Source organism: Burkholderia cepacia ATCC 25416, assembly GCF_001411495.1.
GTDB lineage: Bacteria > Pseudomonadota > Gammaproteobacteria > Burkholderiales > Burkholderiaceae > Burkholderia > Burkholderia cepacia.
The window spans coordinates 3,531,983-3,546,771 of record NZ_CP012981.1 but is presented as its reverse complement, the minus strand read 5'-3'; the positions used below and the strand labels follow the sequence as shown (position 1 = coordinate 3,546,771).

Here is a 14,789-nt window from a genome sequence, read left to right as displayed (position 1 = left end):
AACCCTATACGGGAAATCCCTGAATCTCGATTCACCAGGGGTCCCCCTTCCTTGGAGAACGTCATGATCGCCTACATCGTCGAAAAGCTGAGCAACTGGTTCGAATCCGCAGAACGTGAACGTCGTGAGGCTTACCTCGCCACGTCGTCGGACATCGTCCAGCTCGAAAGCCGTATCCGCTCGCTCGAAACCAACGGCTACTCGCTGTAATCGGAGTCACCGTCAGGTGCCACGTGGCACCGAACGATAAGCAAGCCCCGTATTGACGGGGCTTTGTTTTTTTGTGCGCCGGATCTGGCGCAATCATCAGTGCAGCGCTATGGTATGGGCCTGCTTTTCATCCCGAAGGACACGATCATGCGTTTGCGTCTCGATGTGCGTCGCAGTACCCGCGCGCGTCTCGTTCTCGGCGCGGTGGCGCTTGTCCATGGATTCGCTGTCGCTGCCGCGACGTCGTCCAAACCGCTGATTCTCGATACGCAACGCGGCATCCAGGATGGCAAGGGCGGGTTGGTGCTGCAGACGGCGCCGTTGTCTCCCGAGCCGATCGTCGAGCCGGCAGGCATGCGGGCTCAGGCCGGGCAGGCGCCGAACACGTCGGTTCCGCTGTTCGTCGCGCCGTATATCAATGTACCCGCGTGGGGTGGGCAGCCGGCCAACCAGCCAAGGCTCGCGCCCAGACCGCAGCCGTAACGCGCAGTCGCGCGATCAGTTTCCGCGGTGCTCGATCTGGCAGCGGGCGCCGCTATCCTGTCCCAGCATCTCGACCAGATAGGGCAGTGCCTCGTTCATGCTCTGGGCGAGGGTGTACGGCGGATTCAGGATGAACATCCCGCTGCCGTAGAGACCGAGCCCGTCAGTGGGTGGATTCGACACCGTCAGTGTCAGGTGCAGCCAGTTGTTCGGTTGCAGGCGCTTCAACTGCTCGGGAAAGCGCTGCGATTCCGTTCGGGTCACCTGCGGGTACCAGACGGCATAGCAGCCCGTCGCGAAACGCTTCAGACACTCCGTCACGCAAGTCACCGTGCGCGCGTAATCCTTCTTGTCCTCGTAGGACGGGTCGATCAGCACGAGTGCGCGTCGCGGCGGCGGCGGCAGCAGCGCCTTGATGCCTTCGAAACCGTCTCCGGCAAAGATCATCGCGCGTCGCCCCGCATCGCGGAAATTGTGGCGCAGCACGTCGATTTCCGTCGTGTGCATTTCGAACAGCCGCATCCGGTCCTGCTCGCGCATCGATCGCCATGCGATGTACGGGGACCCCGGGTAGAAGCGCAGTTCACCGTCGTCGTTCAGCGCGCGGACTTCATCCACATAGTCGCCCAGCGCTTCCGGCAAGTTCTTTTCGTTCCACAGTCGGCCGATGCCGGTGTCGAATTCCGACGTCTTTGCCGCGTAACCGTCGCGCAGCGAGTACACGCCGGCACCTGCATGTGTGTCGATGTACCAGTACGACTTGTCTTTCTTGTTCAGGTAGCGCAGCAGCTGGACGACGACGGCGTGCTTGAGCACGTCCGCGTGGTTGCCTGCGTGAAAACCGTGACGATAACTGAGCATGGCGGGCTGCCTGAAACGAAAGGTGAATCGATGAAAGCGGTTGATCGGGCGCGGCCGTCAGGCCGGGCGCCGATACGGGCCGCGTATTGTACGCGAGTGGCCGTGCATCGCCTCATTCGTACGCATCGCCGACCACCTCTTCGATGCGTTGTTTCACATCCGGTGTCAGCTTCGAGGCAACGTCGAGCGCGCGCATGTTGTCGCCGATCTGCTCGATCCGCGACGCGCCAGTGATGACCGAGCTCACGTGAGGATTCGCGAGCACCCACGCGATCGCGAGCTGGCCGGTGCTGCAGCCGAGCTCCGTCGCAATTTCGCCGAGCCGTTCGACGATGTCGTTGGCGGCCTGGTCGGTCAGGCGGTCGCGCATCCAGTCGTACCCCTGTAACTGCGCGCGGCTGCCGGGCGGTACGCCGTTACGGTACTTGCCGGTGAGCAGGCCCGATGCCAGCGGGCTCCAGGTCGTGAGGCCGAGACCGTAGTCGTCGTAGAGCCGTGCATATTCCTTTTCGACCCGCGTGCGATGGAACAGGTTGTACTGCGGCTGCTCGACAACCGGCTTGTGCAGGTGGTGCCGTTCGGCGATCTCGCAGGCAGCACGGATCTCGTCGGCGCTCCATTCCGACGTGCCCCAGTACAGCGCCTTGCCGCGCACGATCATGTCGCTCATTGCCCAGACGGTTTCCTCGATCGGCGTGTTCGGATCGGGGCGATGGCAATAGACGAGATCGACGTAGTCGAGCTGAAGCCGGCGCAGTGAGCCGTCGATGGCGTTCAGCAGGTATTTCCGGTTCAGCGTGTGATACTGGTTCGGCGCTTCGGCGAGCCCCCAGAAGAACTTGGTGGACACGATATAGCTGACACGCGGCCAATCGAGGGACTTGAGCGCATGACCCATGATTTCCTCGGATTTGCCGCCGGCGTACACCTCGGCGTTGTCGAAGAAATTGACGCCCGCGTCGCGTGCCGCGGCAAGGCATTCGCGCGCGACCCGCTGGTCGACCTGGTTGCCGTACGTCACCCACGAGCCGAGCGAAAGCTCGCTGATCTGCAGGCCGGAGCGGCCTAGCCGTCGATAGTGCATGCGAATCTCCCGCGTGACAGAGCCGACCTTAAGCTTAGACGTTTTGCGCGCGAACGGCGGGGCCGATCGTGCACAATGGCGGCTGGCCCGCCGCGTCGATCATGCGATGAACGAAGAGATGACGGGCACGTACTTTTTCGATCCGACAACGGGAGGAGACGGACATGGCAGCAGATCTGAATGGCAAGACCGCAGTCGTCACGGGCGCCGCGAGCGGCATCGGCAAGGAAATCGCACTCGAGCTCGCGAAAGCGGGCGCGGCCGTCGCGATCGCCGACCTGAACCAGGACGGCGCGAACGCCGTTGCCGACGAGATCGTCAAGGCGGGCGGCAAGGCGATCGGCGTCGCGATGGACGTGACGAACGAGGAAGCCGTGAACAGCGGTATCGACAAGGTGGCCGAAACGTTCGGCTCGGTCGACATCCTCGTGTCGAACGCGGGCATCCAGATCGTCAACCCGATCGAGAACTACTCGTTCTCCGACTGGAAGAAGATGCAGGCGATCCACGTCGACGGGGCATTCCTGACGACCAAGGCCGCGCTCAAGCACATGTACAAGGATGATCGCGGCGGTGTCGTGATCTACATGGGTTCGGTGCACTCGCACGAAGCGTCGCCGCTGAAATCGGCGTACGTGACGGCCAAGCACGGGCTGCTCGGCCTGGCCCGCGTGCTGGCGAAGGAAGGCGCGAAGCACAACGTGCGCTCGCACGTCGTGTGTCCGGGCTTCGTGCGCACGCCGCTGGTCGACAAGCAGATTCCGGAACAGGCGAAGGAGCTCGGGATCAGCGAAGAGGAAGTGGTGAAGAAGGTGATGCTCGGCAATACGGTCGACGGCGTGTTCACGACGGTGCAGGACGTCGCGCAGACGGTGCTGTTCCTGTCGGCGTTCCCGAGCGCCGCGCTCACGGGCCAGTCGGTCGTCGTCAGCCACGGCTGGTTCATGCAGTAAAGGCTTCCGGCACGGGCGGTCGCGACACGTGCCGCCCGGGCGACGATTCCCCGGCAAGTCCGGAGAATCGCACAAAAAAACGCGCTCCGAGGAGCGCGTTTTTCGTTTCGGCAGGACGGGGCCGGTGATGGCTGCCGTCCGTTGGCGTCGACTTATTTCAGGACAGCTGCAACGGCATTGGCAACCGCGTCGAGGTTGCGCGTGTTCAGCGCGGCGACGCAGATCCGGCCCGTGCCGACCGCGTAGATGCCGAACTCGTCGCGCAGGCGATCGACTTGCGCCGAGGTCAGGCCCGAATACGAGAACATCCCGCGCTGCGCGTTGATGAAGCTGAAGTCGCGATCGACGCCGCTTGCCTTCAGGCGCTCGACGAGACCGTTGCGCATCGCGCGGATGCGGTCGCGCATTTCACCGAGTTCCTGCACCCACGAAGCGTACAGTTCCGGCGATGCGAGCACCGCTGCGACCACGGCGCCGCCATGGGTCGGCGGGTTCGAGTAGTTCGTGCGGATCACGCGCTTCAGTTGCGACAGCACACGCGTCGCTTCTTCCTTGCTCGACGTGATGATCGACAGGGCGCCGACGCGTTCGCCGTACAGCGAGAACGACTTCGAGAACGACGACGACACGAATGCGTTCAGGTCGGCCGCGGCAAACAGGCGCACGGCGGCAGCGTCGGCCTCGATGTTCTCGCCGAAGCCCTGGTAGGCCATGTCGAGGAACGGCACGAGGTTGCGTGCCTTCACGACGTCGACGACCTGTTGCCATTGCGCTTCGGTCAGGTCCACGCCGGTCGGGTTGTGGCAGCATGCGTGCAGCACGACGACCGTGCCGGCTTCGTAGCCGTTCAGCGCCGACAGCATGCCTTCGAAGTTCACGCCGTTGGTGGCCGCGTCGTAATACGGGTACGCAACGACTTCGAAGCCGGCCGCTTCGAACAGCGCGCGGTGGTTTTCCCAGCTCGGATCGCTGATCGCGACCTTCACGTTCGGGTTCACGGTGCGCAGGAAATCGGCGCCGATCTTCAGCGCGCCCGTGCCGCCCAGTGCCTGGGCCGTGACCACGCGGCCCGCTGCGATCAGCGGCGAATCGTTGCCGAGCAGCAGCTTCTGCACGGCCGCATCGTAGGCGGCGATGCCGTCGATCGGCAGGTAGCCGCGCGGCAGGCCCGCTTCAACGCGCACCTTCTCTGCTTCGCGAACCGCGCGCAGCAGCGGGATCTTGCCTTCTTCGTTCGTGTACACACCGACGCCGAGGTTGACCTTGGTCGGACGCGCATCGGCGTTGAAGGCTTCGTTCAGGCCCAGGATCGGGTCGCGGGGAGCAAGCTGGACAGCAGAGAAGAGCGACATGATGATTCGGCAGTAGTGAAAAGAGGGTCAGGCTTTCAACGGGCGGGGCGGGCGCGGGGGACCGCGCGCAGGCAGGCACGACGCCGGAAAGCGCAGCAGCCTGACATTGTAGCGAATTCGCGCTGGCGGGGGCGGCGTTTCGGCGGCGAAATTCGGCCGGGAACCGCGATTTGCGGCGGCCGTCGCGCGTCAGGAGCCGACAGCAGTTCGCCCGGCCGCGAAGCGCTAGAATGACTCTTTTGCCCTCGCTCCGGCCGCATTCCATGTCCGAACATCATGCCGAAACCGGCGACGCGCTCGACGAATCGAAATTCGTGACCTTCGAAGGGTCGCCGTTCCAGCTGTACCAACCGTATCCGCCCGCAGGCGACCAGCCGACCGCGATCGACACGCTCGTCGAAGGGGTCGAGGACGGCCTGTCGTTCCAGACGCTGCTCGGCGTGACGGGCTCGGGCAAGACCTTCACGATGGCGAACACGATCGCGCGGCTCGGCCGCCCGGCGATCGTGTTCGCGCCGAACAAGACGCTTGCCGCGCAACTCTACTCGGAATTCCGGGAGTTCTTCCCGCGCAACGCGGTCGAGTATTTCGTCTCTTACTACGACTATTACCAGCCTGAAGCCTACGTGCCGCAGCGCGACCTGTTCATCGAGAAGGACTCGTCGATCAACGAGCACATCGAGCAGATGCGGCTGTCGGCGACGAAGAGCCTGATGGAGCGCCGCGACGTCGTGATCGTCGCGACGGTGTCGGCGATCTACGGTATCGGCAATCCGTCCGAATACCACCAGATGATCCTGACGCTGCGCGCCGGCGACAAGCTCGGCCAGCGCGACGTGATCGCGCGGCTGATCGCGATGCAGTACACGCGCAACGAGCAGGATTTCCAGCGCGGCACGTTCCGCGTGCGCGGCGACACGATCGACATCTTCCCGGCCGAGCACGCCGAGCTGGCCGTGCGCGTCGAGCTGTTCGACGACGAGGTCGAGACGCTGCAGCTGTTCGACCCGCTGACCGGCCGTGTGCGGCAGAAGATTCCGCGCTTCACCGTGTATCCATCGTCGCACTATGTGACGCCGCGCGATACCGTGATGCGCGCGGTCGAGACGATCAAGGACGAACTGCGCGAGCGGCTCGAGTTCTTTCATAGCGACGGCAAGCTCGTCGAGGCGCAGCGCCTCGAACAGCGCACGCGTTTCGATCTCGAGATGCTGCAGGAGCTCGGCTTCTGCAAGGGCATCGAGAACTACTCGCGGCATTTCTCGGGGGCGGAGCCCGGCGATCCCCCGCCGACGCTCGTCGACTACCTGCCGCCCGACGCGCTGATGCTGCTCGACGAATCGCACGTGCTGATCGGCCAGTTGAACGGCATGTACAACGGCGACCGCGCACGCAAGGAAAACCTCGTCAACTATGGCTTCCGGCTGCCGTCGGCGCTGGACAACCGGCCGCTCAAGTTCCCCGAGTTCGAGCGCAAGATGCGCCAGGTCGTGTTCGTGTCGGCCACGCCGGCCGACTACGAGAAGCGCGTGACCGGGCAGATCGCCGAACAGGTCGTGCGGCCGACGGGGCTCGTCGATCCGGAAATCGAAGTGCGGCCGGCGAGCTCGCAGGTCGACGACGTGCTCGCCGAGATCAACGCGCGCGTGAAAGCCGAGGAGCGCGTGCTGATCACCGTGTTGACGAAGCGCATGGCCGAACAGCTCACCGAGTTCCTGGCCGACCACGGGGTCAAGGTGCGTTACCTGCACAGCGATATCGACACGGTCGAGCGTGTCGAAATCATCCGTGACCTGCGGCTCGGCACGTTCGACGTGCTGGTCGGGATCAACCTGCTGCGCGAAGGGCTCGACATTCCCGAGGTGTCGCTGGTCGCGATCCTCGACGCGGACAAGGAAGGCTTCCTGCGCGCGGAACGCTCGCTGATCCAGACGATCGGCCGGGCCGCGCGGAACGTGAACGGCAAGGCGATCCTCTACGCGGACAACATGACCGAGTCGATGAAGCGCGCGATCGGCGAGACCGAGCGGCGCCGCGCGAAGCAGATTGCCTACAACGAGCAGATGGGCATCACGCCGCGCGGTGTCGTGAAGCGCATCAAGGACATCATCGACGGCGTCTACAACGCGGACGAGGCACGCGCCGAGCTGAAGGAAGCCCAGCAGCGTGCGAAATTCGAGGACATGTCGGAAAAGCAGCTCGCCAAGGAAATCAAGCGCCTCGAGAAGCAGATGGCCGACTACGCGAAGAACCTCGAGTTCGAGAAGGCTGCCGCGACCCGCGACCAGCTTGCGCTGTTGCGTGAGCGCGTGTTCGGCGCGAACGTCGGCGATCACGTCAGCGGCGGCCGGTAAATCTTTCCAAGCGTCACAGAAACCTTACGGTAACGAGCCTGTAAGCCTTGTCGGATCAGGGGTTTACACGGCTCGTCGTTTGTTCCGGAACAGGTTCGGTGCTAAACTTCGCAATTATTGAGAATTGTTCGCATTAACGTTATTCGTCGCGTTAGTGTTTTCGGCGGGCAGGCCTGACGGTCGGTTCGCATGGTTCCAGATCAAATAACAAGGAGTGTCCATGTTGGGTTCTTCGTTCATCCGCACGACGGTTGCGGTAGCGGCGGCGCTTGCCGCGATGTCGGCCTCGGCTGCCGAATATCCGATCGGCAAGCAGCAGATCCAGGGCGGCATGGAAATCGGCGCGGTGTACCTGCAGCCGATCACGATGGACCCGGAAGGGATGATGCGCAAGGCGTCGGATTCCGACATCCACCTCGAGGCCGACATCCATGCGGTCAAGAACAACCCGACGGGTTTCGCGGAAGGCGACTGGATGCCGTACCTGCAGGTCACGTACAAGCTGACGAAGCAGGGTGACACGAAGTGGAAGGCCGAAGGCGACCTGATGGGCATGGTCGCGAGCGATGGTCCGCACTACGGCGACAACGTGAAGCTGAACGGCCCGGGCAAGTATCACCTGACGATGGTCGTCAAGCCGCCGATGCAGACGGGCCACATGGCGTTCGGTCGTCACATCGACAAGGAAACGGGCGTGGGCGCATGGTTCAAGCCCATTACCCTCGAATACGACTTCCCGTTCGCCGGTATCGGCAAGAAGGGCGGTTACTGATTGGTGGCATCACGGACGGCGCGCTTCGGCGCGCCGTCGGCGTAGAGAACCCAGAATGAAAATTCCCCAGAAAATCGTTGCCGCAGCCGCTGCGTTGTGGCTTGCCGGCGCAGCGTACGCTGCCGATCTGCCGACGTTCAAGCTCGAAATGACGGACGGCAAGCTGAATCCCGCCCGCATCGAAGTGCCGGCCGGCCAGCGTTTCAAGATCGAGATCAAGAACACCGGCAAGGGCGCAGCCGAATTCGAGAGCGTCCAGCTGCGCAAGGAGAAGGTGCTTGCGCCGGGTGCCGATTCGTTCGTGGTCGTCGCGCCGCTGTCGCCGGGCGAATACAAGTTTTTCGACGATTTCCACCAGCAGGCGCAGGGCGTGATCGTCGCGAAGTAACACGTTTTATCTGCGCGCAGGCTCACCTGCCGGGTGTTCTGCGCGTCAGGAGGTATCGATGGGTCAGATCTTGTTCATCGTCTGGCGGGAGAGCGTCGAAGCGCTGCTCGTCGTCGGCATTCTCTATGCATGGCTGAAAAACGGCGACGACGACGCGCGCCGCGGCCTGCCTTTCCTGTGGGCCGGCGTCGGTGTCGGCTTGCTGATGGCCGTGGGCCTCGGCGCCGCGCTGGTCGGTTTCACCGAAGTGCTGTCCGGTGACGCGCAGGACTACTTCCAGACTGCGATGGTGCTGATCGCATGCGTGCTGATCGTGCAGATGGTGCTGTGGATGCGCCGGCACGGCCGCACGCTGAAGCGCGACATGGAGCAATCGCTTCAGCAGAGCACGCGCGATTCGAACTGGTGGGGCGTCGCGGTGCTGGTCGCGCTTGCGATCGCGCGCGAGGGCAGCGAGACGGTGATCTTCCTGTACGGTCTCGGTTTCGGCCAGTCGGGCCACGTCGACGGCAGCCAGATGCTCGCGGTCGTGATCGGCCTCGGCCTTGCGTTCTTCACGTTCTATCTGCTGCAGCTCGGCGGCAAGTACTTCTCGTGGCGGCATTTCTTCCGCGTCACCGAAGTGATGCTGCTGTTCCTCGGCGCAGGCCTGTTCCAGACCGGCGTCGACAAGCTGATCGACAAGGAAATCCTGCCGCTCGGCATTTCGCAGGTGTGGGACACGTCCGCGATCCTCGATGATTCGGGCACGTTCGGCTCGCTCGTCGCGACGCTGACCGGTTATCGCGCGCACCCGGCACTGACCAACCTGGTTGCGTACGCGGTGTACTGGGCGGTGGTCTGGTTGCTGATGAAGCGTGCGAGCCGTCGCCCGGCCGTCGCTGCGGGTCGCGCGGCATGAGCGTTGCCGCCGCAGCCAAGCCGGGCTGGCTCGCGCAGGCGGGCCAGTGGATGCAGCGCCACGGCGCGCTGATCCGCGGCATCCAGTGGGCCGTCGTCGCCGTCTATGCATTCCTGATCATCGTGCCGGCGGTGTTGCCGCTGCCGGACGACTCCGCGCACCTGTGGAGCAACCTCACGCTGATCGCGCAATTCACGTTCTGGGGCATCTGGTGGCCGTTCGTGCTGCTGTCGATGGTGATGCTCGGCCGTGTCTGGTGCGGCGTGCTGTGTCCGGAGGGCGCGCTCACCGAATTCGCGAGCAAGTTCGGCCGGGGCGGCCCGATTCCGCGCTGGATACGGTGGGGTGGCTGGCCGTTCGTCGCGTTCGGACTCACGACGATCTACGGGCAGATGGTGAGCGTGTACCAGTACCCGCTCGCGGTGCTGTTCGTGCTCGGCGGCTCGACCGTCGGCGCGATCGTGATCGGCGTGCTGTACGGCCGCGAGAAGCGCGTGTGGTGCAAGTACCTGTGCCCGGTCAACGGCGTGTTCGGGCTGCTCGCGCGGCTTGCGCCGATGCGCTACAAGGTCGACGAGGAGGCATGGCGTCGTTCGTACAAGAACGGCGAGCATGGCCATCGCGTGATTCCGATCAACTGCGCACCGCTCGTGCCGTTGCGCAACATGCAGGGCGCGGCGGACTGCCATATGTGCGGCCGCTGCAGCGGGCACCGGGATGCGATCTCGCTGTCGTCGCGCTCGCCGTCCGACGAAGTCGTGAACCTCGGCGCGCAAAAGGCGAACCCGTGGGACACCGCGCTGATCCTGTACGGCCTGCTCGGCGTCGCGATCGGTGCGTTCCACTGGACCGTCAGCCCATGGTTCGTGCAGATCAAGCAATGGCTCGCGGGCTGGCTGATCGACCATGACATCACGTGGCCGCTCGAAACCAATGCACCGTGGTTCCTGCTCACGCATTATCCGGATCGCAACGACGTCTTCTCCTGGCTCGACGGTGGGTTGGTCGTCAGCTACATCGTCGGCACGGGGCTCGTGTACGGCACGGCGCTGCTGGTGCTGTTGGCCGGCGCCACGCTGATGCTCGGCCGCTTCGAGCGCGTGCGGCTCCATCATCTCGCGCAGGCTTTGATCCCGATCGCGGGCGCGGGCGTGTTTCTTGGCCTGTCGGCCACGACGCTGTCGCTGCTTCGTGCCGAGCATGTGCCGCTCGGTTGGGCAACCGATGTACGCATCGCGATCCTGGTCGGCGCCAACGCATGGAGTGCGTGGCTCGCGTGGAAAGTGACGGGGCGCTATGCGGCCTTGCCGCGCCGGCTTGCGGCATTCGCGTGGTTCGCTGTCGCGCTTGCCGTCATCGACAGCGCATGGTGGCTGATGTTCTGGGGTTTCTGAAGCGGCTCGCGCGCCGCTTCGGCGGTCATGTACTCACGCGGTAACGAATCTCGGGGACCTGCTTCGCGCATTGGCCGCCCAAACAAAAAAAGCGACACGTCGAAGGACGTGTCGCTTTTTTCTTCCTTGTGCGAGAACCAAAAAAGTGGCTTGGCTTGCTGCAACGGCTGCTTGAGTGTGTTTGCACGAAGGGGTCTAGATCTCGCGTGCAAGCCGTTACGCTGGCTAATGCCCAACACCTCTCAGGGAGGTGGTCCCCACAATACTCTGTCGTTACTTCGTCAGGATCAGTTTGCCGAGCCGTGTGGCGCGCAACTGATAGGTCTCTCCGTTATGCGCGATGCTGACGTGGCTTTGGCCTTGCAGCAGCGCATCGCTGCTGACGACCCGCGTGCCTGCATCGCGGTTGCCGGCGGGCTTCGCCGGCGTGGTGACCGCTGCCGTCTTCTGGCGGCTGCTGCCTGCGGTGCCGGTCGGGCGGCGCAAGGTCAGCGTGGTCGGGCGCATGGTGTCGGTCATTCGGTTGATCGGTGACTGTCGATACGATGGAATGAATTCTAAATGATAACTATTCCCATTTACAAAAACTCTTTATCGATCGGAATGGTGAATCTGATAGCTTGAATCAAAGGGGCGGCCCGCAGGCCGCCGCCGGGTTCAGTGCAGCGGATCGGGATCCTTGCGGCCCTGCGCGTACTCGCGGATCAGGCGAACCGTGTCGATATCCGACGTGCGGTACGCCTCCTTGACGATCCCGTGCGTCTGGCGCGCGTCTTCGCTGTCGTCGGTGACGACCAGCGTCGTGCGGTATTCGAAACGCAGGAACAGCTCGTGGTCGTCGCGTTCCTCGATCGTCATCGTCAGCGAGCCGCCGATCTCGCCGTCGGCGGCGCGGATGTCGTAGCGGACCTGCTGATTCGGCGTGAACGTGACGTGATCGCGCACGGTCGCGTGACCGTAGTGCAGTTCGCGTTCGAGCGTCGTCTCCGTCCGTTCGTGGACGACGCAGCTGTCGAGACCGAGCACGAACAGTTGCGGCTGTTCGGCGCGCAGCACGAGACCTTCCCAGAGCTGGTCGCGGGTGAGGGTGGGCACGGCCGGATCGTCGGAGTTGATCTGGATCAGATGTTCGAAGTTCAAGGGGACGGGTTCCTTCTGGTGGCGGGCGGCCACATGGCTCAAGAAGTCATTGTGACGCAAAACGGGCGGTTTCGCGGCACCTGCCCGTGTGTCCACGCCTCATGCCTCGATACGGCCCATGCGCCCCGTCTGGTAGTCGACGACCGCCTGCCGGATCTCTTCCTCGGTATTCATCACGAACGGGCCGTAGCGGACGATCGGCTCGTTGAGCGGTACGCCGCCGATCAGCAGCAGGTCGAGCGGCGTGTCGCCGGCAGCGAACGTGACCGTGTCGCCGTCGTCGCCATACACGACCATGTGCCGTGCGTCGACTGCCTGCCTGTCGGGCCCGTAGAGGCCCGTTCCGTCGATCGGATAGGCGAATACACGATAGCCTGCCGGGACGGGCTGCGTGACCGTTGCACCGGGCTGCAGCGTGAAATGCTGGTAGAGGATCGGCGTGCGCGTCTCGATCGCCGCCCGGACGCCGAACGCTTCGCCGGCGATGACGCGCACGCGCACGAGACCGTCCGGCGACGTGGCGCTCGGGATGCGATCGGCCGGGATTTCCTGGTAGCGCGGCGCGATCAGCTTGTCGCGCCGCGGCAGGTTGACCCACAGCTGGAAGCCGTGGGAGCGGCCGCCTGCCTGCGCGAATTCAGGATCCGGCATCTCGCTGTGCACGACGCCGGCGCCCGCCGTCATCCATTGCACGTCGCCCGGGCCGAGCGTGCCGGCATGGCCGGACGAGTCGCGATGACGGAAGCGCCCGTCGAGTGCATAGGTCACGGTCTCGAAGCCGCGATGCGGATGGTCGGGGGCGCCCTTGGCTTCGCCGGGCGCGTAGTCGACGGGGCCCATTTCGTCGAGCAGCAGGAACGGATCGAAATCCATCAGCAGCCGGGTCGGGAACGGGCGGTGAACCACGAAGCCGCCGCCTTCGGTCGTGCGAAGGGCGGGGTACGTGCGGTCAAGCGAGCGAGCGGTCGTCATGCGGATACCCTCGAAATCATCGGAATAGCGTTATTTTTGAAACATAGCGCTATTATATTGGGCGTTTTACCGCGCGATTCGCGACGGTTCGCAATGGATTGTTCTGAAATTGGAACGATGAGATGAATATCGATGCACACAACCTGAACGACCTCATGTACTTTTCGCAGGTCGTCGAACATGGCGGTTTCTCGGCCGCGGAGCGCGTGCTGGGCATCTCGAAATCGCGCCTGTCGCGGCGCCTGACCGAACTCGAGGCGGCGCTCGGCGTGCGCCTGCTGCAGCGCTCCACACGCAAGCTCGCGCTGACCGAGGCGGGGGAGCTGTTCTACCAGCACTGCCAGGCGATGCTGGCCGAAGCGCAGGCTGCAATGAACGCGGTCCAGCAGTTGCGCGCATCGCCGCGCGGCTCGGTGCGTGTCAGTGTGCCCGTGACGCTGTCGCAGACGATGCTGTCGCGCATCCTGCCCGAATTCCTGCGCCGCTATCCCGAGGTGAAGGTGCACGTCCGCGTGACGAATCGCGTGATCGACCTGTTCGAGGATTCGATCGACGTCGCGCTGCGTGTGCGCTCGGAGCCGCCGCAGAACGCGAATATCGTCGTGCGGCCGCTATGGCGCACCGAGCAGATGCTGGTCGGTGCGCCGAGCCTGCTGAGCCAGAATGCGCCGCCGCTGGTACCGGACGACCTGAGCGGATTCGAAACACTCGATACGCCGAGCGTCGACGGGCGGCACGTGTTCAACCTGATCGCGCCGGACGGTACGCGTCACGTGCACGAACACGACCCGCGGCTGGTGACGGCCGACCTGATGACGATTCGCGAAGCCGTGCTCGATGGCCTCGGCATCGCGGCGCTGCCCGAGATGATGTACGGCAACGCGCTGCGCGCGGGGCAACTGTCGCCGGTGATGCCAGGCTGGACGCTGCCCGTGCCGCAGCTGTACGCGGTGTTCGTGTCGCGGCAGGGGATGCCGCCTGCGGTGCGTGCGTTTGTCGACTATCTGGTCGAGAAGCTCGATCACGGCGCCTACAAGGAACCGGGGTGTCCGGAGCGTGCGAAGAAGGAAGCGGCGGCCGATGTTTCGGCGACCTGAACACGACGTGCACGGCGAGGCAAATTTGTTTTGTCATTGAAGCGTCGCCTGCAATCGCAAGTTTCAATCGCCGGAACCTTGAATGCGCGTGCGTGCGAGCCTATATTGAAATCCCATTTCGTGAAGGAAGTTCTGAGCGAAATCAGGTGGCCGCATATATTGTGAGCCAGATAGGGCAGAACGCGCAGTCCGTGCAGACCACGGCAGAGTCGCATTTGCGTTGCTCGAGGCGTAACCGATACCGCCAAAGAGCCCGCCGCCCGAAGGCGCCCGCGTGCGCATGAAAAAAGGCCTTCATCTGGCGATGAAGGCCTTTTACTTTGTGCGCGGCCGGCGAGGTGCGGCCGGCGAGGTGCGGCCGGCCAGGTGCAGCCGGCGAGCGCCTGATTGCGCGTGCGTTACTTCGCTTTTGCGGTCGGCTCGGTCACGAAGCCGAGCTTCGTCAAACCGCCGGCCTGCGCATCCGACATCACTTCGGCGACGTGTTCGTAGGCAACCTTGCGGTCCGCGCGCAGGTGCAACTCCGGCTGCGGCGTGCGTTTTGCCGCTTCCGCGATGCGTTCCTGCAATTGTTCGCGCGTGACCGTATGGTCGTCCCACAGGATCGTGCCGTCGCCCTGGATCGCGACGTCGACCGTCTGCGGTTTCTCGTCGACAGGCTGGCTGCTGGCATGCGGCAGGTCGATCTTCACCGCGTGCTGCATCGCCGGGATCGTCACGAGGAAAATGATCAGGAGTACGAGCATGACGTCGACGAGCGGCGTCATGTTGATCTCGCTCATCACTGCATCGTCGTCATCGTCGCTGAAACCGGTGTTCATTGCCATG

At 63.9% G+C, this 14,789-nt stretch carries 16 protein-coding genes; 9 read left to right on the top strand and 7 right to left on the bottom strand.

Features of this window, described 5'->3' with window-relative positions:
- The first annotated feature begins 63 nt into the window (after positions 1-63).
- A complete protein-coding gene (locus tag APZ15_RS39370; RefSeq protein WP_006478295.1) occupies positions 64-210 on the top strand; it encodes a DUF3563 family protein in 147 nt (48 codons plus the stop codon).
- A 114-nt stretch (positions 211-324) separates the two neighbouring features.
- Positions 325-693 (top strand): hypothetical protein, encoded by a 369-nt coding sequence (locus APZ15_RS16390; protein WP_172535149.1) that lies wholly within the window; start codon positions 325-327, stop codon positions 691-693.
- A 15-nt stretch (positions 694-708) separates the two neighbouring features.
- Here the strand turns inward: APZ15_RS16390 and APZ15_RS16385 are convergent, their stop codons facing one another.
- Together APZ15_RS16385 and APZ15_RS16380 are read right to left on the bottom strand one after the other, a co-directional pair.
- Complete coding sequence (locus APZ15_RS16385) at positions 709-1,554, bottom strand: 23S rRNA (adenine(2030)-N(6))-methyltransferase RlmJ (protein WP_021164367.1); 846 nt, start codon at positions 1,552-1,554, stop codon at positions 709-711.
- 112 nt (positions 1,555-1,666) lie between these two features.
- Positions 1,667-2,638, bottom strand: a complete 972-nt coding sequence (locus APZ15_RS16380; RefSeq protein WP_027786887.1) for a potassium channel beta subunit family protein — start codon at positions 2,636-2,638, stop codon at positions 1,667-1,669.
- Positions 2,639-2,802: 164 nt separating this feature from the next.
- On the opposite strand from APZ15_RS16380, the gene APZ15_RS16375 reads away from it, so the two are divergent.
- On the top strand, positions 2,803-3,591 hold the full coding sequence (locus APZ15_RS16375; RefSeq protein ID WP_048026652.1) for a 3-hydroxybutyrate dehydrogenase: 789 nt from the start codon (positions 2,803-2,805) through the stop codon (positions 3,589-3,591).
- 152 nt (positions 3,592-3,743) lie between these two features.
- Here the strand turns inward: APZ15_RS16375 and APZ15_RS16370 are convergent, their stop codons facing one another.
- The gene (locus tag APZ15_RS16370; RefSeq protein ID WP_027786889.1) at positions 3,744-4,943 is read right to left on the bottom strand and encodes an amino acid aminotransferase; all 1,200 of its coding nucleotides are present in this window, start codon (positions 4,941-4,943) and stop codon (positions 3,744-3,746) included.
- Between the two features lie 263 nt (positions 4,944-5,206).
- On the opposite strand from APZ15_RS16370, the gene uvrB reads away from it, so the two are divergent.
- The 5 genes from uvrB (at position 5,207) to APZ15_RS16345 (ending at position 10,752) form a co-directional block, all read left to right on the top strand.
- Entirely contained in the window at positions 5,207-7,297 is a 2,091-nt protein-coding gene (gene uvrB, locus APZ15_RS16365; protein WP_027786890.1) for an excinuclease ABC subunit UvrB, read from the top strand.
- A gap of 220 nt (positions 7,298-7,517) precedes the next feature.
- Positions 7,518-8,069: an iron transporter gene (locus APZ15_RS16360; protein ID WP_021163417.1), complete on the top strand. Its 552-nt coding sequence runs from the start codon at positions 7,518-7,520 to the stop codon at positions 8,067-8,069.
- Positions 8,070-8,124: 55 nt separating this feature from the next.
- Positions 8,125-8,457, top strand: coding sequence for a cupredoxin domain-containing protein (locus APZ15_RS16355; protein WP_027786891.1), 333 nt, complete (start codon positions 8,125-8,127; stop codon positions 8,455-8,457).
- Positions 8,458-8,515: 58 nt separating this feature from the next.
- Positions 8,516-9,358 carry an FTR1 family iron permease gene (locus APZ15_RS16350; protein ID WP_021163415.1) on the top strand — a complete coding sequence of 281 codons (843 nt, stop codon included), beginning with the start codon at positions 8,516-8,518 and terminating at the stop codon, positions 9,356-9,358.
- Positions 9,355-10,752: a 4Fe-4S binding protein gene (locus tag APZ15_RS16345; RefSeq protein WP_027786892.1), complete on the top strand. Its 1,398-nt coding sequence runs from the start codon at positions 9,355-9,357 to the stop codon at positions 10,750-10,752. The genes APZ15_RS16350 and APZ15_RS16345 overlap by 4 nt, the downstream gene beginning before the upstream one ends.
- A gap of 273 nt (positions 10,753-11,025) precedes the next feature.
- Here APZ15_RS16345 and hemP read toward each other — a convergent pair whose 3' ends face one another.
- The 3 genes from hemP to APZ15_RS16330 form a co-directional block, all read right to left on the bottom strand.
- On the bottom strand, positions 11,026-11,271 hold the full coding sequence (gene hemP / locus APZ15_RS16340) for a hemin uptake protein HemP (RefSeq protein ID WP_021163412.1): 246 nt from the start codon (positions 11,269-11,271) through the stop codon (positions 11,026-11,028).
- Positions 11,272-11,409: 138 nt separating this feature from the next.
- Positions 11,410-11,892: an SRPBCC family protein gene (locus tag APZ15_RS16335; RefSeq protein ID WP_027786893.1), complete on the bottom strand. Its 483-nt coding sequence runs from the start codon at positions 11,890-11,892 to the stop codon at positions 11,410-11,412.
- A gap of 99 nt (positions 11,893-11,991) precedes the next feature.
- Positions 11,992-12,864: a pirin family protein gene (locus tag APZ15_RS16330; RefSeq protein ID WP_027786894.1), complete on the bottom strand. Its 873-nt coding sequence runs from the start codon at positions 12,862-12,864 to the stop codon at positions 11,992-11,994.
- Positions 12,865-12,986: 122 nt separating this feature from the next.
- Between APZ15_RS16330 and APZ15_RS16325 the strand changes: the two genes are divergently transcribed.
- Entirely contained in the window at positions 12,987-13,961 is a 975-nt protein-coding gene (locus APZ15_RS16325) for a LysR family transcriptional regulator (protein WP_021163408.1), read from the top strand.
- Between the two features lie 398 nt (positions 13,962-14,359).
- Here the strand turns inward: APZ15_RS16325 and APZ15_RS16320 are convergent, their stop codons facing one another.
- Entirely contained in the window at positions 14,360-14,788 is a 429-nt protein-coding gene (locus APZ15_RS16320; RefSeq protein WP_021163407.1) for an ExbD/TolR family protein, read from the bottom strand.
- Position 14,789: the final 1 nt, after the last annotated feature.